We start from the raw sequence: 20,561 nt of genomic DNA, 5'->3' as shown, positions 1-20,561 counted from the left end.
GCTGGTTCAGCCGAGGGGGTGGGCGGCGAGCAGGTCGCCCAGTGCCTCCTCGTGCGCTGCTGCCGGGCCCAGGGACAGCTCCAGCTGTTTGGCCCACGCGTGGTACCGGTGCAGGGGGTAGTCGGTGTCTGATCCGAAGCCGCCGTGCAGATGCTGGGCCGTCTGCACCACTCTGCGTACGCCGTCCGACGCCCAGATCTTGGCGACGGCCACGTCTCCCGCGGCGGGCAGGGCGCCGCTCGCGCCGGTGCTGATGCGCCAGGCCACCTGCCAGAGGGTGACTTCCATGGCGCGCAGGTCGATGTAGCGGTCGGCCGCCTGTACGGCCACGGCTTGGAAGGTGGCCACGGGGAAGCCGAACTGCTCGCGCTTGCTGGTGTATTCGCTGGTCATGGTCAGTACGCCCTCGCCGAGGCCGAGCGCCAGGGCGCAGGTCCCGGTGGCGAGCAGATCGCGCAGCCAGTCCCAGGCCCCGTCGGCCTCGATGATGTCGGCGCCGCCGATCCGTACGGAATCGAGGCTGAGTTCACCGAGGCGTTCACCGCTCGTGGACACCTGGTCGGCGAGCGTGAGGCCTTCGTGTACGCGGGGGATCAGGGCGAGGACGGCCCGCCCGGCGGAGGTGTGGGCGGGCACCACGATGTAGTCGGCGTTCTGTGCCCAGGGCACGGCTGTCTGGGTGCCGTCGAGCAGCCAGTCGTCGCCGTCCTGGCGTGCGGTGACGGAGAGTTCGGCGGGGTCGTGCCCGCTGCGGCCGTTCGGCGCGACGGTCAGTACGAGCTCTCCGCGAGCGGCCCCCGGCAGGATGCGCTGCTTCAACTCAGTGCTGCCATAGGTCTGCACGGCATACGCGGCCGCGCTGCTTTCCAGGAGCGGGACCCGGGCGAGCTTTTTGGCCGACTCGCGCAGGACGAGGCAGAGGGCGACGGCGTCCAGGCCCGCGCCGCCGTGCTCGGGGTCGAGGAGCAGGCTCAGCAGGTCGGATCCGGCGAGTTTGGCCCATAGGGCGCGGTCGAAGTCCTCGGCGACGGCGCCCGGTACGAGGGCGGGGCTCGGCACGCCGTCGGGTGTGACGGAGGCGAAGAGTGCCTTTGCCGCCTCGACGGCCGCCTGTTGTTCCTCGGTGAAGGTGAAGTCCACTGCTTGTCCTCCCGTGCACCGGCCCGACGGCGCTTCTCCGCGTCTACTACTCGCTCGCCGTTTCTGACGGGTCGTCAAGATAGAACAGGTTCTACGGGAAGGGAACAGCGAAGGGGAGAGTAGGAGGGAGCGCGGCGCCGGCGCCGCTGGTCTCAGCGGTCGAAGTCCAACTCCACCGTGTCCGTGGCCGGGTGCGACTGGCACGCCAGCACATAGCCCGCCTCGGTCTCCTCCGGCTCCAGCGCGAAGTTGCGGTTCATCCGCACCTCGCCCGAGACCCGGAACGCCCGGCAGGTTCCGCACACCCCGCCCTTGCAGGCGTACGGAGCGTCCGCGCGGTTGCGCAGCACGGTGTCGAGCAGGGACTCGCCGTCCTGGACGGGCCAGGTGCCCGAACGCCCGTCGAGCGTCACCGTCACGGTGCTGTGTGCGGGGGCGGCGGAGTCGGGGGCGGGCGTGGGCGAGGCGAGGCCGTCGTCCACGTGGAATATCTCCTCGTGAATGCGCTGGCGCGCCACACCGAGGCCGCGCAGTGTCTTCTCCGCGCCCTGCACCAGTCCGAACGGGCCGCACAGGAACCAGCCCGCCACCTCTTCGACGGGCAGCAGCGCCGGCAGCAGCTTGCCGAGCCGCTCCTCGTCGAGCCGTCCGGAGTCGAGCCCCGCCTGCTGGTCCTCCCGGGAGAGCACCGTGACCAGCTGGAACCGGTCCGGCCAGCGGTCCTTGAGGTCGGCGACCTCCTCCAGGAACATCGTCGACGCGGCGGTGCGGTCGCTCCGGATGAGGCAGAACGTGGCGTTCGGTTCGCGCTCCAGGAGTGTCGTGACGATGGAAAGCACCGGTGTGATCCCGCTGCCGCCGACCACCGCCGCATAGCGTCCGGGTGCCGGTTCCAGCGTGAAGCGACCGGCCGGGGTCATCACTTCCAGCTCGTCGCCGACGGCGACTTCCTTCAGGGCGTACGTCGAGAAGGCGCCGCCTTCCACGAAGCGCACCCCGACCCGCAGGGTCCGCGGCTCCGAGGGGCGCTCGGGGTGGGGCGCGGGTGCGCAGATCGAGTACGTACGCCGGATCTCGGCCCCGTCGACGAAGCGCCGGAGGGCGAGGTGCTGGCCCGGTGCGTAGCGATACTCCTCGCGCAGGGCGGGGGGCACGTCGAAGGTAAGGGTCACGGAGTCGTCGGTGAGCTGCTCGACCGCCGCTATCCGGAGCGGGTGGAAGCGTGCCATCACAACTCCTTGAAGTGGTCGAAGGGTTCACGGCAGGCGATGCACCGGCGCAGGGCCTTGCAGGCCGTGGAGGAGAAGCGGCTGAGCAGTTCGGTGTCGGTCGATCCGCAGTGCGGGCAGCGGACCGAGAGGGTGAGGGGTATCGGCCCGCCGGCGCTGTGTGGGCGCGGGGGCGCGATGCCGAACTCCGCCAGTTTGCGGCGGCCCTCGGCGCTGATGTCGTCCGTCGACCAGGCGGGGGAGAGCACGGTGTGTACGCGGACTTCGGCCATGCCGCGCTCGTGCAGCACCTGCTCGATGTCGGCGGTCATGGTCTCGATGGCCGGGCAGCCGGTGTACGTGGGGGTCAGCTCTACGTCGACCTTGCCGATGCCGCGGACATGGACGCTGCGCAGGACGCCGAGCTCGGCCAGCGTGATGACCGGCAGTTCCGGGTCGGGCACGGAGCCGGCGAGGGCCAAGAGCTCGTCCTCCAGGGCGGTGGTCACCATGACGCCCCCGGGTGGCTGCGGTGCAGGTGCTGCATCTCGGCGAGCATCCGTCCGAAGGACTCGGTGTGCAGGCCCTGGCGTCCCGCGCCCGCCGCCCAGGCCCCTTGCTGGGGACCTGAGGGCACGGTCAGGGTCGCCTTTTCGATGACGGCGGTCACCGACTCCGTCCAGCTCTGACGCAGCGCCTGCCAGTCGATGCCTTCGGAGCCGCTCGCTCCGTCGAGGCCCTCGACCGGCTGGAACATCTCGCCGGTGAACCGCCAGAGCGCGTCGATGCCGCGCTCCATCCGCTCATGGCTCTCGGCTGTCCCGTCCCCGAGCCGCAGTGTCCACTGCTCCGCGTGGTCCTGGTGGTAGGCGACTTCCTTGACCGCCTTCGCCGCCAGTGGGGCGAAGGTGCTGTCCGTGCGCGCCAGTTGGCCGTACAGAAGGGTCTGATAGGTGGAGAAGTAGAGCTGGCGGGCGATGGTGTGGGCGAAGTCGCCGTTCGGCTGCTCGACCAGCTGGAGGTTGCGGAAGGCGCGCTCCTCGCGCAGGTAGGCCAGTTCGTCCTCGTCCCCGGCCAGGGAGAGCAGGATGCGTGCCTGGCCGAGCAGGTCGAGCGCGATGTTCGCGAGGGCGACCTCTTCTTCGAGGACGGGCGCGTGGCCCGCCCACTCCCCCAGGCGGTGGGAGAGCACCAGCGCGTCGTCGCCCAGGGCGAGGGCGAAGGCGGTGGCCGTCGGGGTCAGTGGCGTGGTCACAGGTGTTTCACCCCGTCCGGGATGTCGTAGAACGTCGGGTGGCGGTAGGGCTTGTCGCCGGCCGGCTCGAAGAAGGAGTCCTTCTCGTCGGGCGAGGAGGCGGTGATCTGGGTGGACGGGACGACCCAGATCGAGACGCCTTCGCTTCGGCGGGTGTACAGATCGCGGGCGTTGCGAAGCGCCATCTCCGCGTCCGGTGCGTGCAGGCTGCCTGCGTGGGTGTGGGAGAGCCCTCGGCGGGAGCGCACGAACACCTCCCACAGCGGCCACTCGGTCGAGCTGCTCATGCCTTCGCCTCCCCGTGCTTGGCGGCGAACGCCGCTGCTGCCTCGCGCACCCACGCGCCTTCTTCGTGCGCGCTCCTGCGCTGGGTGATCCGCTCGTCGTTGCAGGGCCCGTTGCCCTTGAGGACCGCCCAGAACTCTGTCCAGTCGATCGGGCCGAAGTCGTGCTGCCCCCGCTCCTCGTTCCACACGAGGTCCGGGTCGGGGAGGGTGAGACCCAGAGACTCGGCCTGGGGGACGCAGATGTCCACGAAGCGCTGGCGCAGCTCGTCGTTCGAGTGGCGCTTGATCTTCCAGGTCATGGACTGCTCCGAGTGCGACGACTCGTCGTCCGGCGGGCCGAACATCATCAGGGACGGCCACCACCAGCGGTCCACCGCGTCCTGCGCCATCGCGTGCTGGGCCTCGGTGCCCCGGCTGAGGGCGAGGAGCGATTCGTACCCCTGGCGCTGGTGGAACGACTCCTCCTTGCAGACGCGGACCATCGCGCGGGCATAGGGGCCGTAGGAACAGCGGCAGAGCGGGACCTGGTTCGTGATCGCGGCGCCGTCCACCAGCCAGCCGATCGCGCCGACGTCGGCCCAGGTCAGCGTGGGGTAGTTGAAGATTGACGAGTACCTCTGGCGGCCCGAGTGCAGCTTGTCGAGCAGCTCGTCGCGGCTGGTGCCCAGGGTTTCGGCCGCGCTGTACAGATAGAGGCCGTGGCCGGCCTCGTCCTGCACCTTGGCCATCAGGATCGCCTTGCGCCGCAGGGACGGGGCGCGCGTGATCCAGTTGGCCTCGGGCTGCATGCCGATGATCTCGGAGTGGGCGTGCTGCGCTATCTGCCTGACGAGGGTGGCGCGATAGGCGTCGGGCATCCAGTCGCGCGGCTCGATGCGCTCGTCGGCCGCGACGGCGGCGTCGAACGCGGATGCGTGCGCCGCTGTGCGTGCGGCGTCGGCCGCTGCCTGGTCCGGCTCGGACCGGGCCGTCTGATGCTCGGCTGCTGTCGCCATCGCGGTCCCCCTCGACCTCTAGCTAGCTACCGACCGATCGTTCGGTTCGTGGAATTCAATGGTGCGGCTCAGCGCCATAAGGTGTCAACCCTGTGGATAACTTCACGGACGCTGTGCCTGACGCGCAGGCATGAGTACCGTTCCGGTGCGGAGCGGGCGGTAGAGAGCCGTGTGACGGGCGGGCCGGCGGGCGCATCACCGTGCGGGATCGGGAATCGGGGCGAAATGAACGCGGACGACGACAGCGCGAACGAGCCACCGATCCCATCCTTGGACGCCGCCCCCTCAGCCGCTGCCACCCCCGCGAGCGCCGCCCCCGCGAGCGCCGCCCCTGCGGCGAGCACCGCGTCCCCGCCCCCGCCCCGCGCCGGTATCGCCGCCCTCTCCCCGCGCTACCAGGTCGCCGCCGTACTCGCGCTGGCGCTCATCACCGTCACTGCCTGCGTCCACGTCGGCATGCTCTTCCTCCACGTCGCCCCCGCGAACACCATGACCAAGCAGCACGGGCAGGCCGTGGACGACTGGATCTACCCCGAGTTCGAGCAGAACTGGAAGCTCTTCGCGCCCAACCCGATGCAGCAGAACATCGCGGTGCAGGCCCGCGCCGAGATCCGTACGGGCGACGGGACCACCCGGACCACCGGCTGGTACGACCTCTCCGCGCGTGACGGCACCGCCATCGACGGCAATCTGCTGCCCAGCCACACGCAGCAGAACGAACTGCGCAGGGCCTGGGACTTCTACGTGGCCGCCCACGACGCGCAGAATCGTCCCCGCGGCCTGCGCGGAGAGCTTTCCGAGCGCTACATCCGCCGCATCGTCGTGATGCGCGTCGGGCGCGAGGAGCACCTGGGTCCGGGCGCCGCCATCGAGCGTGTCCAGGTCCGCTCCAGGACCACGAACGTGCCCGCCCCCGAGTGGAGCGACGAGAAGGTCGCCACCAAACCGGCGCTCCGCCAGTTGCCGTGGTGGTCGGTGACGCCCGACGACGTGCCGTTGGGCAAGGCCGAAGACAAGGCCAAGGCCAAGGCCAAGGCCAAGGCCGGGGCAAAGGCCGGGGTCGAGACCGAGGCCGAGGCCAAGGCCACGGAGTCCGAGGGGGACGCCCGATGAACCGCTTCGGCTCCCTGCTCGGCAACGGCATCGAGCGGATCACGGCATCCGCCCTCGGCCCCTATCAGACCGCCGTGGTCCGCATCGGATTCGCCGCCACCTGGCTGCTCTTCCTGCTGCGCGAACTCCCCAACCGCCATGAGCTGTACGGGCCCGACAGCCCGTGGAACTGGGACATGGCGCAGCAGCTCATCGCCGAGAACGACGCCTTCACGGCGCTGATGTGGTCCGACGGGCACCTGTGGTTCGAGGTCCTCTACGCGCTCGCCGTTCTGAGCAGCGCCTTGCTGATGCTCGGCTGGCGTACGCGCACGATGTCCGTGCTCTTCATGATCGGCGTGCTCTCGCTGCAGAACCGCTCCATCTTCATGGGCGACGGCGGCGACAACGTCATCCACCTCATGGCCACCTACCTGGTGTTCACGCGCTGCGGCCAGGTCTGGTCGCTCGACGCCCGGCGTGCCGCACGCGCGCGTACGGCCTCGGTCGGCCAGGAGAAGGCGGCGGAGCCCGTCGACCGGGCAGGGCCCGTGCTGTGGTGGGTGCTTGGGCTCGGCCTGTCCGTGGTGACGTTCATGGGGGAGCTCAGCGGGGGCTGGATGCTGGTCTTCTGGGGGCTGTGGTTCTCGCACGGCCTGTGGTGGGCCGTCGGCCGACGCGCGCCCGACGGCGAGGCGCGCAAGCTCCTCGATGTCGTCGTGAAGCTCGCGCACAACGCCGCACTACTGGTGATCATGGTCGAGGCGTGTCTGATCTACGCGACGGCCGGCTGGTACAAGATCCAGGGCAGTCGCTGGCAGGACGGCACGGCCATCTACTACCCGCTGCGCCTCGACTACTTCTCCCCCTGGCCCGCGCTCTCCGACCTGCTCGCCTCGCACGGCCTCATGGTGATGCTGGTGACGTACGGGACGGTCGCCGTGCAGGTCGCCTTCCCCTTCACCCTCTTCAACAGGCGGGTCAAGAACGTCCTGCTCGCCGCCATGATCTGCGAGCACGCGGTCATCGCGGTCGTCCTCGGCCTGCCGTTCTTCTCCCTCGCGATGATCGCGGCCGACGCGGTGTTCCTGCCGACGTCGTTCCTGCGACGGGTCGGCGGCTGGACGGCGCGCGGTCGTGAAGCGCTGTTCTCGCGGTTCTCGCGCGGTCGTACGGTGCCGGGGCAGCGCGGGGCGGACGAGGAACCGGCGACAGAATCCACCGAGCACGCGCGCGTAGGCTTCCCTTCATGAACGGGACGCACGCGCGATGCGGGACGTACGCGCGATGAACGGGACGCACCAGCGTGATCCGGACGATGCCGTGCGTGCCTGGCGAGAGGCTGCCGACGCCTCCGTGCTCCTGGACGGCTTCCATGCCATCAAGCACGCGGTGCGCTTCGGGGCGCTGATCCCCTCGGCCCTCGCCGCCGACAGGGCCGGCGTGCTGGCCCTGGCCGACGAGCTCGCGCCGGACGTGAAGGACGCCCTCGACGCGCTCCTCGTGGAGGTCCCGGACGCCACCCTGCGCCACCTCGTACCGCGTCTGCACCCCACCGGCGTGGCCGCTCTGGCGGTGCGTCCCTCCCGCGCGGCCAACCTCGACGCGCTGGCCCGCATGCCGAGGACCGCGCCGGTCGTCGTCCTGGACGACCCCCGCAATCTGGGCAACGCCGGGGCCGTGATCCGGCTCGCGGCGGGATTCGGGGCGACGGGAGTCGTCACGACGGGCACGCTCGACCCCTGGCATCCCACGGTCGTACGTGGGGGCGCGGGTCTGCACTTCGCCACGGCCGTCGAGCGCATGGACGTCGCCGAGCTGCCGCCGGGGCCGGTGTTCGCGCTCGACGCGGAAGGCGAGGACATCCGCGGCCTCAAGCTGCCGGACGACGCCGTGCTGGCCTTCGGGTCCGAGCGCAGCGGTCTGTCCGCGCGGCTGCGGGAGCGCGCCGACCACTTGGTGTCGCTGCCGATGCGCCCACAGGTGTCCAGCTACAACCTGGCCACCAGCGTCGGGATGACGCTCTTCCACTGGTCGGCGGGCAGGCCCCCGGGCACGGAGGCCTGAACCCGCCGCCGGGCGTCAGGCGTCCCTGCGCACCTCCACCACGCGGAAGCGGTTGGCCACGAAGGCCGCGTCGCACAGGGCGGCGTTCGCCGCCGGGTTGCCGCCCGAGCCGTGGAAGTCCGAGAACGCGGCCGTCTGGTTCACGTAGACCCCGCCCGTGAGGTTCAAGGAGAGCTGGGCGCACTCCTCCAGGCAGGTCTCCTCCACGGCGCCGGACACCTCGTCCGACGTCGTGTACGCGCCGACCGTCATGGCGCCCTTGTCGCGCACCGTGCGGCGCAGCAACTCCACGGCGTCCGCGGAGGAGTCGACCGCGACGGCGAAGGAGACGGGGCCGAAGCACTCGTTCAGATAGACCGCCTCGGCGTCCGGCTTCGCGCCGTCCAGCTTGACGATGACCGGGGTGCGGACCACGGCGTCGGGGAACTCGGGGTTGCTGATCTCCCGTGAGGGCAGGGCCACTTCGCCGAGTCCGGGCGCGGCCTCCAGGCGGGTTTTCACGTCCGGGTTGACCAGGGCGCCGAGGATGCCGTTCGCCCGTGCGTCGTCACCGAGCAGGCCGTTCACCGACGCGGCGAGGTCGGACACCACGTCGTCGTACGACTTCGCTCCGGCGTCCGTGGCGATGCCGTCCCGGGGGATCAGGAGGTTCTGCGGGGTCGTGCACATCTGGCCGCTGTAGAGCGACAGGGAGAAGGCCAGGTTGGCCAGCATGCCCTTGTAGTTGTCCGTCGAGTCGACGACGACCGTGTTCACGCCGGCCTTCTCCGTGTAGACCTGCGCCTGGCGGGCGTTGGCCTCCAGCCAGTCACCGAAGGCCGTCGAGCCCGTGTAGTCGATGATCTTGATCTCGGGGCGGACGGCGAGGGTCTTGGCGATGCCTTCGCCCGGTCGCTCGGTGGCCAGGCACACCAGGTTCGGGTCGAAGCCCGCGTCGGCGAGGACCTCGCGCGCGATGCGCACCGTCAGCGCGAGCGGCAGCACCGCGCGGGGGTGGGGCTTGACCAGGACCGGGTTGCCGGTGGCCAGGGAGGCGAAGAGGCCCGGGTAGCCGTTCCACGTCGGGAACGTGTTGCAGCCGATCAGGAGCGCGATGCCGCGCGCCACGGGCGTGAAACGCTTGTTCAGGGCGATCGGGTCGCGCTTGCCCTGGGGCTTGGACCACTCGGCGTTGTCAGGGGTGCGGGCCTGCTCGGCGTACGCGTACGTCACCGCTTCGAGGCCGCGGTCCTGGGCGTGCGGTCCGCCCGCCTGGAAGGCCATCATGAAGGCCTGGCCGCTGGTGTGCATGACCGCGTGGGCCATCTCGTGCGTGCGGGCGCTGATGCGCGACAGGATCTCCAGACAGACCATCGCGCGCACTTCCGCGCCCGCGTCGCGCCAGGCGCGCATTCCCGCGCGCATCGCGGGGAGCAGCGTGTCGATGTCCGGGTGGGGGTACGTGATGCCCAACTCGGGCCCGTACGGAGAGACTTCCGCGCCTGTCCAGTCGTCCGTGCCTGGCTGGTCGAGATCGAAGCGGTTGCCCAGGAGGGCGTCGAAGGCGGCTTTGCCCTCGGGCAGGCTCAGGCTGCCGTTCTCTCCATAGGCCTTGGGGTGCTCGGGGTGCGGCGACCAGTACGCGCGCGTGCGGATCGTCTCCAGCGCCTGGTCGAGCGTGGGCCGGTGCGTGGCGATCAGCTGGGGCGCGGTGAGTTCGGCGGCCATATCGGACCAACTCCTCGTCGAGCCGGCTCTTCGTCGAGCCGGCGAGCTGGGCAGGGCGGTGGGCAGGAACAGACGGACAGAGCTAGAGTAACCGAACGATCGGTCGGGACAAGGGGGTCCGCCGAACCTGTGGACAACTTCTCGCCGGGCACCCCGCACCCTCCGGCGGGCGCCTCGTGCGGGAGGATCGCGAGCATGACAGCACTCGAGCTCAGCAGCCCCGTTGCCGTGGTCGGCACCGGAACCATGGGACAGGGCATCGCCCAGGTCGCCCTGCTGGCGGGCCACCCCGTGCGGCTGTACGACGCCGTGGAGGGACAGGCGAAGGCGGCGGCCGCCGCGATCGGCGCACGCCTGGACCGGCTCGTCGAGAAGGGCAGGCTCACGGCCGACGAGCGGACCGCCGCAGGTGGCCGGATCGCGCCGGTGGAGAGCCTCGCCGAGCTGGCCGGGTGCGGACTCGTCATCGAGGCGATCCTGGAGCAACTGCCCGTCAAGCAGAGCCTCTTCGAGGAGCTGGAGAAGGTCGTCGGCGAGGATTGCCTCCTCGCCACCAACACGTCCTCCCTCTCCGTCACCGCCATCGCGGGCACGCTCGAGAAGCCCGGTCGCTTCGTCGGCCTGCACTTCTTCAACCCGGCGCCGCTCCTCCCCCTCGTCGAGGTCGTCAGCGGCTTCGCGACCGACGAAACGGCCGCCACGCGCGCGTACGAGACGGCGCGGAACTGGGGCAAGACGCCGGTGCGCAGCGCGGACACCCCCGGCTTCATCGTCAACCGGATCGCCCGCCCCTTCTACGCGGAGGCACTGCGCCTCCATGAGGAGCGGGTCGCCGACCCGGCCACCATCGACGCCGTCCTGCGCGAATCCGGCGGCTTCAAGATGGGCCCCTTCGAGCTGACCGACCTCATCGGCCAGGACGTGAACGAAGCCGTCACCCGCTCGGTGTGGGAGTCCTTCTTCCAGGACCCCAAGTTCACGCCGTCACTCGCCCAGCGCCGCCTCGTCGAATCCCGCCGCCTCGGCCGCAAGTCCGGGCAGGGCTGGTACGCGTACGGGGACGACGCCCCGCGCGCGGAGCCCCACACGGCGGCGCCCGCGAAGGCCCCGGAGTCCGTCGCCCTGCACGGAGACCTCTTCCCGGCGGACGCGCTCGTCGACCTGATCAGGACGGCGGGCATCCGGGTGGGCCATGGGAAGGGCGTCCCGAGCTCCCCCGGCTTCATCGAGCTCCCCGGCGGTGCGCGCCTCGCCCCGGCGGACGGAACCGCGGCCGACGCGGCGGCGGAACCCACGATCCACTTCGACCTCGCGCTGGACTACCGGGCCGCGACCCGGATCGCCCTCGCCCCGTCGAGCAGGGTGGACGAACAAGCTCTGCGGGAGGCGATCGGCCTCTTCCAGGCGCTCGGCAAGAAGGTCAGCGTCATTGGGCACACCCCCGGGATGATCGTGGCCCGCACGGTGTGGATGCTCATCGACTTCGCCCTCGACGCCGTGGGCCGCGAGGTGGCGGACGCCGAGGACATCGACACCGCCATGCGCCTCGGCGTCAACTATCCGCTGGGTCCGATCGAATGGGGCCGTCGTCTCACCGCGTACCGGGTGGCAGAGGCGCTCGACCTCCTGAACGACGAGTACCCGAACGGGCGTTACGCGCCGTCCCAGGCCCTGCGGCGTCAGGCCGTGCGAGAGGAATACTCATGACCACCGCACGGCGCGACACGTACACCCCGGAGACCCTCCTGACGGTGGCGGTCCGGGTCTTCAACGAGCGCGGATACGACGGCACCTCCATGGAGCACCTCTCCAAGGCGGCCGGTATCTCCAAGTCCTCGATCTACCACCACGTCTCCGGCAAGGAGGAGCTGTTGCGCCGCGCGGTGAGCCGTGCGCTCGACGGCCTCTTCGGGATCCTCGCCGAGGAGCACGCGCGCGTGGGCACCGCCGTGCAGCGCCTGGAGCACGTCACGCGCCGCACCGTCGAGGTGCTGATCGCCGAAGTGCCCTACGTGACGCTGCTCCTTCGCGTGCGCGGCAACACGGACACCGAGCGGTGGGCCATGGAGCGGCGCAGGGAGTTCGACCAGCAGGTAGCCGCCCTGCTCAAGGAGGCGATCGCCGACGGTGACCTGCGCTCGGACCTCGAGCTGCGTCTCGCCACCCGGCTGCTCTTCGGCATGATCAACTCCATCGTGGAGTGGTACAAGCCGGACGCCCGTGGTGCCTCGTCGGGCGAGCAGGTCGCCGACGCCGTCGTCCAGATGGCCTTCGCGGGGCTGCGCAGCGGCAGCTGACAGGTCAGTTCTCCGGCTCCAGGTCGTCCTCCTCGAAGACCAGCAACGTACGCGTGCTGAGCACTTCGGGGATGGACTGCAGCCGGGTGAGGACCAGCTCGCGCAGCGCGCGGTTGTCCGGCGTGTGCACCAGGAGCAGTACGTCGAAGTCGCCGCTGACCAGCGCGATGTGAGAGGCGCCCGGCAGCGTCCGCAGGTGTTCGCGGACCGTGCGCCAGGTGTTCTGGACGATCTTGAGCGTGATGTACGCGGACGCGCCCTGCCCTGCCCGCTCGTGGTCGATCCGGGCGCCGAAGCCGCGTATCACCCCGTCGTCGATGAGCCGGTTGATGCGCGCGTACGCGTTGGCCCGAGACACATGGACCCGCTCGGCCACGGACCGTATCGACGCGCGACCGTCCGTGTGCAGGATGTGCAGGATGTCGCGGTCGATCGAGTCCAGCGGCCGGGGCAGGCTCTCCTGGCGGTCGCCGGACCGGCTTTCCGGACGATCACCGTCGCGCCCGTCGGCCATTCGTTCAGATGCCATGTCCCCCCGCCTCCCTACCATGGACGTACTGCATCCATCCCAGGCTGTGCAGAACCGTTTGTCCACAGCCTGGAGGTGCCTGTAGCCAAAATGTGCCGACGACCGAACAATCGGTAGGTGAGGCGCCTCACATTGCCGCGCCTCTTTTGCCGCTCCCGCGAGGAGACCGCTTCCACATGGAGGTGCGACATGACGGTCATGGAACAGCGGGGCGTCTACCGGCCCACCCCGCCGCCCGCATGGCAGCTCAGGACCGATCCCGCGCCGCTGCTGCCCGACGCCGAGCCCTATCGCGTCCTGGGCACGGAGGCCGCCGACAAGGCCGACGAGGAGCTTCTGGGCCGCCTGTACGCCCAGCTGGTGCGCGGACGGCGGTACAACACTCAGGCGACCGCCCTCACCAAGCAGGGCAGGCTCGCCGTCTACCCGTCGAGCACCGGCCAGGAAGCGTGCGAGGTGGCCGCCGCGCTGGTCCTCGAGGAGCGGGACTGGCTCTTCCCCAGCTATCGGGACACGCTCGCCGCGGTCGCCCGCGGCCTCGACCCCGTCCAGGCGCTGACCCTGCTGCGCGGCGACTGGCACACCGGGTACGACCCGCGCGAGCACCGCATAGCTCCCCTGTGCACCCCTCTCGCCACCCAGCTCCCGCACGCCGTGGGACTCGCGCACGCCGCCCGGCTGAAGGGTGACGACGTGGTCGCGCTCGCCATGGTCGGTGACGGCGGCACCAGCGAGGGCGACTTCCACGAGGCACTGAACTTCGCGGCCGTCTGGCAGGCGCCCGTCGTCTTCCTCGTACAGAACAACGGCTTCGCGATCTCCGTGCCGCTCGACAAGCAGACGGCGGCCCCGTCCCTGGCCCACAAGGCCGTCGGGTACGGAATGCCGGGACGCCTGGTGGACGGCAACGACGCGGCCGCGGTGCACGAGGTGCTGAGCGAAGCGGTCTCCCGCGCACGCACGGGTGGCGGTCCCACGCTCGTCGAAGCGGTGACGTACCGCATGGAAGCCCACACGAACGCCGACGACGCCACGCGCTACCGCGGGAACGCAGAGGTCGAGGCCTGGCGCGAGCACGACCCGATCCTGCTCCTGGAGCGGGAGCTGACCGAGCGCGGCCTCCTCGACGAGGACCGCAAGCGGGCGGCCCGCGACGACGCCGAGGCCATGGCGGCCGACCTGCGTGAACGCATGAACCAGGACCCCGAGCTGAACCCCATGGACCTCTTCAGCCACGTGTACGCCGAGCAGACCATGCAACTGCGCGAGCAGGCGGAGCAGTTGCGGGCCGAACTCGAGGCGGCGGACGAAGCAGGCACGGACGGCGCGGCGAACGCCGACGGCGAGGAGAAAACGCGATGACGACGGTCGCGGCCGAACGGGCCACCAAGAAGCCGGCCAAACCGGCCACCATGGCGCAGGCGCTCGGGCGCGCGCTGCGTGACTCCCTGGCCGATGACCCGGCCGTGCACGTCCTCGGAGAGGACGTCGGGGCGCTCGGCGGGGTCTTCCGGGTCACGGACGGACTCACCAAGGAGTTCGGCGAGGACCGCTGTACGGACACCCCGCTGGCCGAGGCGGGCATCCTGGGGACGGCCGTCGGCATGGCGATGTACGGGCTGCGGCCCGTCGTCGAGATGCAGTTCGACGCGTTCGCCTACCCGGCCTTCGAGCAGCTGATCTCCCACGTGGCGCGGATGCGCAACCGCACCCGGGGCGCGATGCCGCTGCCCATCACGGTGCGCGTGCCCTACGGCGGCGGCATCGGCGGCGTCGAGCACCACAGCGACTCCTCCGAGGCGTACTACATGGCGACTCCGGGCCTCCACGTCGTCACGCCCGCGACGGTCGCCGACGCCTACGGCCTGCTGAGGGCCTCCATCGCGTCCGACGACCCGGTGGTCTTCCTGGAGCCCAAGCGTCTCTACTGGTCGAAGGCCGACTGGAACCCGGACGCGCCGCAGTCCGTTGAACCCATAGGAAAGGCCGTGGTCCGGCGTGCCGGACGCAGCGCCACGCTCCTGACGTACGGGCCGTCCGTGCCCGTCTGCCTGGAGGCCGCGGAGGCGGCAGTAGCCGAGGGGTGGGACCTCGAAGTGGTCGATCTGCGCTCCCTCGTGCCCTTCGACGACGAGACGGTGGCCGCTTCCGTGCGGCGGACCGGGCGCGCGGTCGTCGTGCACGAGTCGGGCGGGTTCGGCGGCCCTGGCGGGGAGATCGCCGCTCGTGTCACGGAGCGGTGCTTCCACCACCTTCAGGCGCCGGTCCTGCGCGTCGCCGGATTCGACGTCCCCTATCCGCCGCCCATGCTCGAGCGGCATCATCTGCCGGGCGTGGACCGGATCCTGGACGCGGTGGCGCGATTGCAGTGGGAGGCGGACAGCTGATGGCGCCCGGTCTGAATGTGAACAGCCTCGAGTTCAAGCTGCCCGATCTCGGGGAGGGGCTCACGGAGGCGGGCATCACCCGCTGGCTCGTGCAGGTCGGCGATGTCGTCGCCGTGGACCAGCCCGTCGTCGAGGTGGAGACGGCCAAGGCGCTGGTGGAGGTGCCCTGCCCGTACGGCGGTGTGGTGACGGCCCTCTTCGGTGAGGAAGGCACGGAACTGCCGGTGGGATCACCGCTGTTGACGGTCGCTGTCGGCGCACCGGCAGAGGGCGCGGCTCCGGCTGCGGCCTCAGCTCCGGAGGAGCCTGCGGAGCGGGCCCTCCAGGCGGCTGCCGCCGAGGAGTCCTCCGGGAACGTGCTGGTCGGGTACGGCACGGCTGCGGCGCCCGCCCGGCGCAGAAGGGTGCGCTCGGCGGGTCCCGTCACGCAGCCCGCGCCGAAGCCTGCCTCGCAGCCCGTTCCGCGGGCCGCCCCGCAGGAGCAGCCTTCGCGGTTGCGGGAGGCCAACGGGTCGGCCGAGGCCGCGGGTTCGGGCACCCGCCCGCGCGCGGACGGCCCGATACCGGTGATCTCCCCCCTCGTACGCAAGCTGGCGCGGGAGAACGGCGTGGATCTCCGGGAGCTGCTGGGGAGCGGCCCCGACGGGCTGATCATGCGGGCGGACGTGGAGAGCGCCATCGCGACCGGGCGGACGGCCGCAGGGCCCGCAGCCACGCCCACGCCCACACCTGCGGCAGCGGTGGGCCAGGAGCCTCGCGATGCCCTGGCGGGGGCGCAGACCCGCTATCCGCTGACCGGAATCCGGGGCCTCGTCGCGGACAAGATGTCCCGCAGCAGGCGTGAGATACCGGAAGCCACCTGCTGGGTCGACGCCGACGCGACGGAACTGCTCGCGGCACGCGCCGCGATGAACGCCGCCGCGAAGGAGGGCGCGGGGCAGAAGATCTCGCTGCTCGCGCTGTTCGCCCGCATCAGCGTGGCCGCGCTGGCCCGCTACCCGATGCTCAACTCCACCGTGGACATGGAGGCGCGCGAGGTGGTCCGGCTCGCCGACGTCCACATCGGCTTCGCCGCGCAGACCGACCGCGGCCTGGTCGTCCCCGTGGTCCGGGACGCCAACAGGCGGACCACCGAATCCGTCAACGACGAGCTGATCCGGCTCACGGCGTCGGCGCGGGACGGAAAGCTGACGCCGGGGGAACTGACGGGCGGCACGTTCACGTTGAACAACTACGGGGTGTTCGGGGTCGACGGCTCCACGCCGATCATCAACCACCCCGAGGCGGCCATGCTCGGCGTGGGCCGGATCGTGCCCAAGCCGTGGGTTCACCAGGGGGAGTTGGCGGTGCGACACGTCGTGCAGCTCTCGCTGACCTTCGACCACCGGGTGTGCGACGGCGGGACGGCGGGCGGGTTCCTGCGGTTCGTGGCGGACTGCGTGGAGCAGCCCGCGGTGCTCCTGAGAGCGGTGTGAGGAGGCTCGGGTCGGCGGCGTGAATTCTGGCGCGGCGGTGTGAGTCTGCGTACAGAGGCGGTGGGAGACCCCGTACAGAGGGGTGCATTGATCCTTCGTACGCCCATACTCGGGGGATGACCAAGCAGAGGGCTCCGGGTGACGCCGTATCCCCCGCCGACGCCGCCGCGCCCGACCTCCCTCACGCCGGCCTCCCGTACGCCGACGAGCCGTACGCCGACGAGCCGTACGCCGACGGACCGCGCGCCGACGACCCGTACGCCGATGACCCGTACGACGCCGTGGTGCTCGCCGGAGGCGGTGCGAGACGGCTCGGTGGCGCGGACAAGCCCGGCCTGCGGGTGGGCGGCCGGGCGCTGCTCGACCGGGTGCTCGGCGCGTGTTCCGGCGCGGGGACGACCGTGGTCGTCGCCGCGCCCCGTGCGACCTCGCGTCCCGTGGTGTGGGCGCGCGAGGAACCCGCCGGTGCCGGGCCGCTCGCCGCGCTCGAAGCGGGGCTGCGGCGCACGGGGGCGGAGCACGTGGTGGTGCTCTCCGCCGATCTGCCGTTCCTGGAGGAGCGGACGGTCCGGAGCCTGCTTGCCGCGCTGCGGGAGAGCGGCGCGGACGGTGCAGTGCTGAGCGATCCCGGCGGCCGGGACCAGCCGCTGGTCGCGGCCTACCGTGGTGTGTCGCTGAAGCGTGGGATCGCCCAGCTCGCGGCCGAGCACGGCGGTCTGACGGGGCTTCCGCTGCGGCGGCTCACCGCGCGGCTCGAACTGACCCGGGTCGCCGACCCCCTCGCGTCGTTCGACTGCGACACCTGGGACGACATCGCGGCCGCTCGGGCCCGGATCAGGGAGCATGGGCACGTGTTGGATGAATGGATTTCCGCAGTCAAGGACGAACTGGGCATCGAGCTCGACGTCGACACCAGCCTTCTGCTCGACCTCGCCCGCGACGCCGCACACGGCGTGGCCAGGCCTGCGGCTCCGCTGACCACCTTCCTGGTGGGGTACGCGGCGGCGCGGGCCGCGGGCGGGCCCGAAGCAGTGGCCGAGGCCACCCGCAAGGCGGCGGCGCTGGCCGTCCGGTGGGCGGAGGAAGGCGGCTCCGACGCGGGACCGGGCGAGAAGCCGGGCGCGGCCCCCGGCAACGCGGACACCCCCGGCAACGCGGACGCCCCCGGGAAGCCGGACACCCCCGGTGGAAAGCCGAACGCCACGCCCGGCGCGAACCCGCCGGGTGCCGCCCCCGGCGCGAACCCGCCGAGCACCACCCCCGGCGCGAACCCGCCGGGTGCCGCCCCCGACCCGGGGCAGAACGCAAGGGACGACATGCGGCCGGATGCCGGATGAGTGGGCAGCCCGCGCCGGACGCCGAGCTCGACGAGGCTCTCGCCCTGGTGAACGACGACCACGGCCGCAGGACCGGCAGACACGCCGACGGTGAGCCTGCCGGGGGTGATCACCGGGGCACCCCGCCGCGGGGCACCCCGCCGCGGGGCACCCCGACGGCAGCTTCCGGCACCCCGGAGCACGCCGCCCCGCACCAGCCGCCGCCCTCCCCGCACCGGCCGCCCTCCGCATCCACGACACCCCCCGGGCCTGCCGCACCCACCCCCCGCGGCCAGGAGCCCGGCACCGCGGCGGGCGGCTCCGCCGGGCCCAAGCGTCGCGACATCACCCCCTGGCCCGCCGCCCGCAACCTCGCCGCGCGCGCCCCGCGGCCCGTGCCCTCCGCGTCGGCTCCCGCCGCCGTCCCCCTGGAGCAAGCGCTCGGCCTGGTCCTCGCCGCGCCCCTCGTCGCCCTCACGGACCTCCCCTCCTTCGACACCTCCGCGATGGACGGCTGGGTCGTCGCGGGCCCCGGGCCCTGGGAAGTGCGGGCCGAGGGGATCCTCGCCGGGCACGGGCGGCCGGACCCGCTCTCGGACGGCGAGGCCGTGCGGATCGCGACCGGGGCGCGGATTCCGCAGGAGGCCACCGCCGTCATCCGCAGCGAGCACGGCCTCACCGACGACAAGGGGCGGCTGCACCCCCGGCGTGACGTCACGCAGGGCCAGGACATCCGGCCGCGCGGCCAGGAGTGCCGCTCCGGCGATCAACTGCTGCCGCCCGGCGCCCAGGTGACCCCGGCGGTGCTCGGCCTCGCGGCGGCAGCGGGGTACGACCAGGTGCCCGTGGTCCCCCGCCCCACGGCCGAAGTGCTGATCCTGGGCGATGAGTTGCTGACCGACGGGCTCCCCCACGAGGGCCTCATCCGTGACGCGCTCGGGCCCATGCTGCCGCCCTGGCTGCGTTCACTGGGCGCGGAGGTCATCGCCGTACGCAGGCTCGGTGACGATGCCGAGGCGCTCCACCAGGCCATCACCACATCCGCCGCCGACCTCGTCGTCACCACCGGAGGCACCGCCTCCGGCCCGGTCGACCACGTCCACCCCACCCTGCGTCGCATCGGCGCCGAACTCCTGGTCGACGGAGTGGCGGTGCGCCCCGGGCACCCGATGCTGCTCGCCCGCATCCGCCCGGACCAGCACCTCGTGGGCCTGCCCGGCAATCCCCTCGCGGCCGTCTCCGGCCTGCTGACCCTGGCCGAGCCCCTGCTGCGTACGCTCTCGGGGCGCCCCGCCCCGTCGCCGTACACCGCAGCGCTGAGCGAGGACGTGCACGGGCATCCGCACGACACCCGACTCGTGCCCGTCACCCTCCGCGCCGACCACGCCGTGCCGCTGCACTACAACGGTCCGGCGATGCTGCGGGGGATCGCGGTGGCCGACGGACTCGCGGTCGTCGCGCCGGGCGGTGGGCGCCAGGGCCAGGAACTGGAGGTCCTCGACCTCCCGTGGGCCCTCTCGGAAGCGGTCGCAGCAGCGAGCGCGCAGACAGGCCCAGCAGCAAGCACGCAAGCAGGCGGCCCAGGGACGAGCGCGCACGCAGCCCCAGCAGCAAGCACGCGGACAAGCCCAGCAACAGACCCGCAAGCAGGCGGACCAGCAACAGCCGGAGAGTGTTTCACGTGAAACTTCCCGGCCATGACGCCATCGCCCGCAACCCCGACGAGCACCTCGTCACCCACCGGATCAAGCTGCCCCGCCGGGTAGTCGAGCGGCCCTTGGTGCAGGTGGGCAAGCGGCTCCTGATGGCGCTCGCGGTGCTCGCCCTGACGACGTTCATCGTCTGGATCGACCGCAGCGGCTATCACGACAACTCCGACGACGGGCTCGACTTCCTCGACGCCGCCTACTACTCCACCGTCACGCTCTCGACCACCGGCTACGGCGACATCGTCCCGTACAGCGACAGCGCGCGGCTCTGCAACATCCTCCTGATCACGCCGCTGCGCGTGCTTTTCCTGATCATCCTGGTCGGTACGACCCTTGAAGTACTCACGGAACGTACGCGCGAGGAATGGCGTCTGAACCGCTGGAGGTCCAACTTGCGTGAACACACCGTCGTCGTCGGCTTCGGCACGAAGGGCCGTTCCGCCATCCAGACCGTCTGTGCGACGGGTCTGAAGCCCGAGCAGATCGTGGTGGTCGACCCGAGCGCGAAGGTCGTCGACGCCGCCACCGCGGAGGGCTACGCGGGAGTCATCGGCGACGCGACGCGCAGCGATGTCCTGCTCCGCGCCGAGGTGCAGCGCGCCCGGCAGATCATCATCGCGACGCAGCGCGACGACACCGCCGTCCTGGTCACGCTGACCGCCCGGCAGATGAACCGCGGGGCGAAGATCGTGGCCGCGGTGCGCGAGGAGGAGAACGCGCCGCTGCTGCGCCAGTCCGGCGCCGACGCGGTGATCACCAGTGCCAGCGCGGCGGGACGGCTGCTCGGCCTCTCCGTGCTCAGCCCCAGCGCGGGCATGGTCATGGAGGATCTGATCCAGCAGGGCAGCGGGCTCGATCTCGTCGAGCGCCCGGTGATAAAGGCCGAGGTGGGTCTCGGCGTCCGCGAGACGGACGACCTGGTGGTCAGTGTCGTACGCGGGCACCGGGTGCTCGGATACGACGATCCCGCGGTCGGGAAGCTGCAGTTGATGGACCGTCTGATCACCATCGTGCGGGCGACGCGGACGTCACCGATGGCGCCCGACGCCAAGTCGAATCCGCCGCGCGGAGGTCTGCGCACGTAGTCGGACCGGCCG

The 20,561-nt window shown here is 71.5% G+C and carries 19 protein-coding genes; 11 read left to right on the top strand and 8 right to left on the bottom strand.

Features of this window, described 5'->3' with window-relative positions; translation table 11 throughout:
* Positions 1–6: 6 nt before the first annotated feature.
* The 6 genes from ACFUPX_RS35220 to paaA all read right to left on the bottom strand — a co-directional run bounded on the left by ACFUPX_RS35220 (position 7) and on the right by paaA (position 4,885).
* Positions 7–1,140, bottom strand: a complete 1,134-nt coding sequence (locus tag ACFUPX_RS35220; protein ID WP_383332136.1) for an acyl-CoA dehydrogenase family protein — start codon at positions 1,138–1,140, stop codon at positions 7–9.
* Positions 1,141–1,292: 152 nt separating this feature from the next.
* Positions 1,293–2,369, bottom strand: coding sequence for a 1,2-phenylacetyl-CoA epoxidase subunit PaaE (gene paaE / locus ACFUPX_RS35215; protein WP_383332134.1), 1,077 nt, complete (start codon positions 2,367–2,369; stop codon positions 1,293–1,295).
* Positions 2,369–2,860 carry a 1,2-phenylacetyl-CoA epoxidase subunit PaaD gene (gene paaD, locus ACFUPX_RS35210; protein ID WP_383332132.1) on the bottom strand — a complete coding sequence of 164 codons (492 nt, stop codon included), beginning with the start codon at positions 2,858–2,860 and terminating at the stop codon, positions 2,369–2,371. The genes paaE and paaD overlap by 1 nt, the downstream gene beginning before the upstream one ends.
* The gene (paaC, locus tag ACFUPX_RS35205; RefSeq protein ID WP_383332130.1) at positions 2,854–3,603 is read right to left on the bottom strand and encodes a 1,2-phenylacetyl-CoA epoxidase subunit PaaC; all 750 of its coding nucleotides are present in this window, start codon (positions 3,601–3,603) and stop codon (positions 2,854–2,856) included. The genes paaD and paaC overlap by 7 nt, the downstream gene beginning before the upstream one ends.
* Positions 3,600–3,890, bottom strand: a complete 291-nt coding sequence (gene paaB / locus ACFUPX_RS35200; RefSeq protein ID WP_363210366.1) for a 1,2-phenylacetyl-CoA epoxidase subunit PaaB — start codon at positions 3,888–3,890, stop codon at positions 3,600–3,602. Before paaB ends, paaC begins: the two co-directional genes overlap by 4 nt.
* Positions 3,887–4,885 carry a 1,2-phenylacetyl-CoA epoxidase subunit PaaA gene (paaA, locus tag ACFUPX_RS35195; protein ID WP_383332128.1) on the bottom strand — a complete coding sequence of 333 codons (999 nt, stop codon included), beginning with the start codon at positions 4,883–4,885 and terminating at the stop codon, positions 3,887–3,889. The genes paaB and paaA overlap by 4 nt, the downstream gene beginning before the upstream one ends.
* 270 nt (positions 4,886–5,155) lie before the next feature.
* Here paaA and ACFUPX_RS35190 point away from each other — a divergent pair, with 270 nt between their 5' ends.
* The 3 genes from ACFUPX_RS35190 to ACFUPX_RS35180 are packed head-to-tail and all read left to right on the top strand — an operon-like array spanning position 5,156 to position 8,044.
* On the top strand, positions 5,156–5,998 hold the full coding sequence (locus ACFUPX_RS35190) for a DUF5819 family protein (protein WP_383332126.1): 843 nt from the start codon (positions 5,156–5,158) through the stop codon (positions 5,996–5,998).
* On the top strand, positions 5,995–7,230 hold the full coding sequence (locus ACFUPX_RS35185; protein WP_383332124.1) for an HTTM domain-containing protein: 1,236 nt from the start codon (positions 5,995–5,997) through the stop codon (positions 7,228–7,230). The genes ACFUPX_RS35190 and ACFUPX_RS35185 overlap by 4 nt, the downstream gene beginning before the upstream one ends.
* A 34-nt stretch (positions 7,231–7,264) precedes the next feature.
* Complete coding sequence (locus tag ACFUPX_RS35180; RefSeq protein WP_383332162.1) at positions 7,265–8,044, top strand: TrmH family RNA methyltransferase; 780 nt, start codon at positions 7,265–7,267, stop codon at positions 8,042–8,044.
* Positions 8,045–8,059: 15 nt separating this feature from the next.
* On the opposite strand, the gene paaN is transcribed toward ACFUPX_RS35180, so the two are convergent.
* Positions 8,060–9,751 carry a phenylacetic acid degradation protein PaaN gene (paaN, locus tag ACFUPX_RS35175; RefSeq protein ID WP_383332122.1) on the bottom strand — a complete coding sequence of 564 codons (1,692 nt, stop codon included), beginning with the start codon at positions 9,749–9,751 and terminating at the stop codon, positions 8,060–8,062.
* A gap of 195 nt (positions 9,752–9,946) precedes the next feature.
* On the opposite strand from paaN, the gene ACFUPX_RS35170 reads away from it, so the two are divergent.
* Complete coding sequence (locus tag ACFUPX_RS35170) at positions 9,947–11,458, top strand: 3-hydroxyacyl-CoA dehydrogenase (RefSeq protein WP_383332120.1); 1,512 nt, start codon at positions 9,947–9,949, stop codon at positions 11,456–11,458.
* Positions 11,455–12,048 carry a TetR/AcrR family transcriptional regulator gene (locus tag ACFUPX_RS35165; RefSeq protein WP_383332118.1) on the top strand — a complete coding sequence of 198 codons (594 nt, stop codon included), beginning with the start codon at positions 11,455–11,457 and terminating at the stop codon, positions 12,046–12,048. The genes ACFUPX_RS35170 and ACFUPX_RS35165 overlap by 4 nt, the downstream gene beginning before the upstream one ends.
* A 4-nt stretch (positions 12,049–12,052) precedes the next feature.
* Here the strand turns inward: ACFUPX_RS35165 and ACFUPX_RS35160 are convergent, their stop codons facing one another.
* Positions 12,053–12,562: an Lrp/AsnC family transcriptional regulator gene (locus ACFUPX_RS35160; RefSeq protein ID WP_383332160.1), complete on the bottom strand. Its 510-nt coding sequence runs from the start codon at positions 12,560–12,562 to the stop codon at positions 12,053–12,055.
* Between the two features lie 204 nt (positions 12,563–12,766).
* On the opposite strand from ACFUPX_RS35160, the gene pdhA reads away from it, so the two are divergent.
* The 6 genes from pdhA to ACFUPX_RS35130 all read left to right on the top strand — a co-directional run bounded on the left by pdhA (position 12,767) and on the right by ACFUPX_RS35130 (position 20,549).
* Positions 12,767–13,939 carry a pyruvate dehydrogenase (acetyl-transferring) E1 component subunit alpha gene (gene pdhA, locus ACFUPX_RS35155; RefSeq protein WP_383332116.1) on the top strand — a complete coding sequence of 391 codons (1,173 nt, stop codon included), beginning with the start codon at positions 12,767–12,769 and terminating at the stop codon, positions 13,937–13,939.
* Positions 13,936–14,964 (top strand): alpha-ketoacid dehydrogenase subunit beta, encoded by a 1,029-nt coding sequence (locus ACFUPX_RS35150; RefSeq protein WP_383332114.1) that lies wholly within the window; start codon positions 13,936–13,938, stop codon positions 14,962–14,964. Before pdhA ends, ACFUPX_RS35150 begins: the two co-directional genes overlap by 4 nt.
* Positions 14,964–16,439, top strand: coding sequence for a dihydrolipoamide acetyltransferase family protein (locus tag ACFUPX_RS35145; protein WP_383332112.1), 1,476 nt, complete (start codon positions 14,964–14,966; stop codon positions 16,437–16,439). Before ACFUPX_RS35150 ends, ACFUPX_RS35145 begins: the two co-directional genes overlap by 1 nt.
* A 284-nt stretch (positions 16,440–16,723) precedes the next feature.
* A complete protein-coding gene (locus tag ACFUPX_RS35140) occupies positions 16,724–17,776 on the top strand; it encodes an NTP transferase domain-containing protein (RefSeq protein ID WP_383332158.1) in 1,053 nt (350 codons plus the stop codon).
* On the top strand, positions 17,773–19,440 hold the full coding sequence (locus tag ACFUPX_RS35135) for a molybdopterin molybdotransferase MoeA (protein WP_383332110.1): 1,668 nt from the start codon (positions 17,773–17,775) through the stop codon (positions 19,438–19,440). Before ACFUPX_RS35140 ends, ACFUPX_RS35135 begins: the two co-directional genes overlap by 4 nt.
* A complete protein-coding gene (locus tag ACFUPX_RS35130; protein WP_383332108.1) occupies positions 19,437–20,549 on the top strand; it encodes a potassium channel family protein in 1,113 nt (370 codons plus the stop codon). Before ACFUPX_RS35135 ends, ACFUPX_RS35130 begins: the two co-directional genes overlap by 4 nt.
* Positions 20,550–20,561 lie beyond the last annotated feature (12 nt).

This window comes from Streptomyces sp. NPDC057302 (assembly GCF_042667685.1).
Classification (GTDB): domain Bacteria; phylum Actinomycetota; class Actinomycetes; order Streptomycetales; family Streptomycetaceae; genus Streptomyces.
Note: the sequence above shows the minus strand (reverse complement) of the source record. Positions and strands in the feature narration are given on the sequence as shown.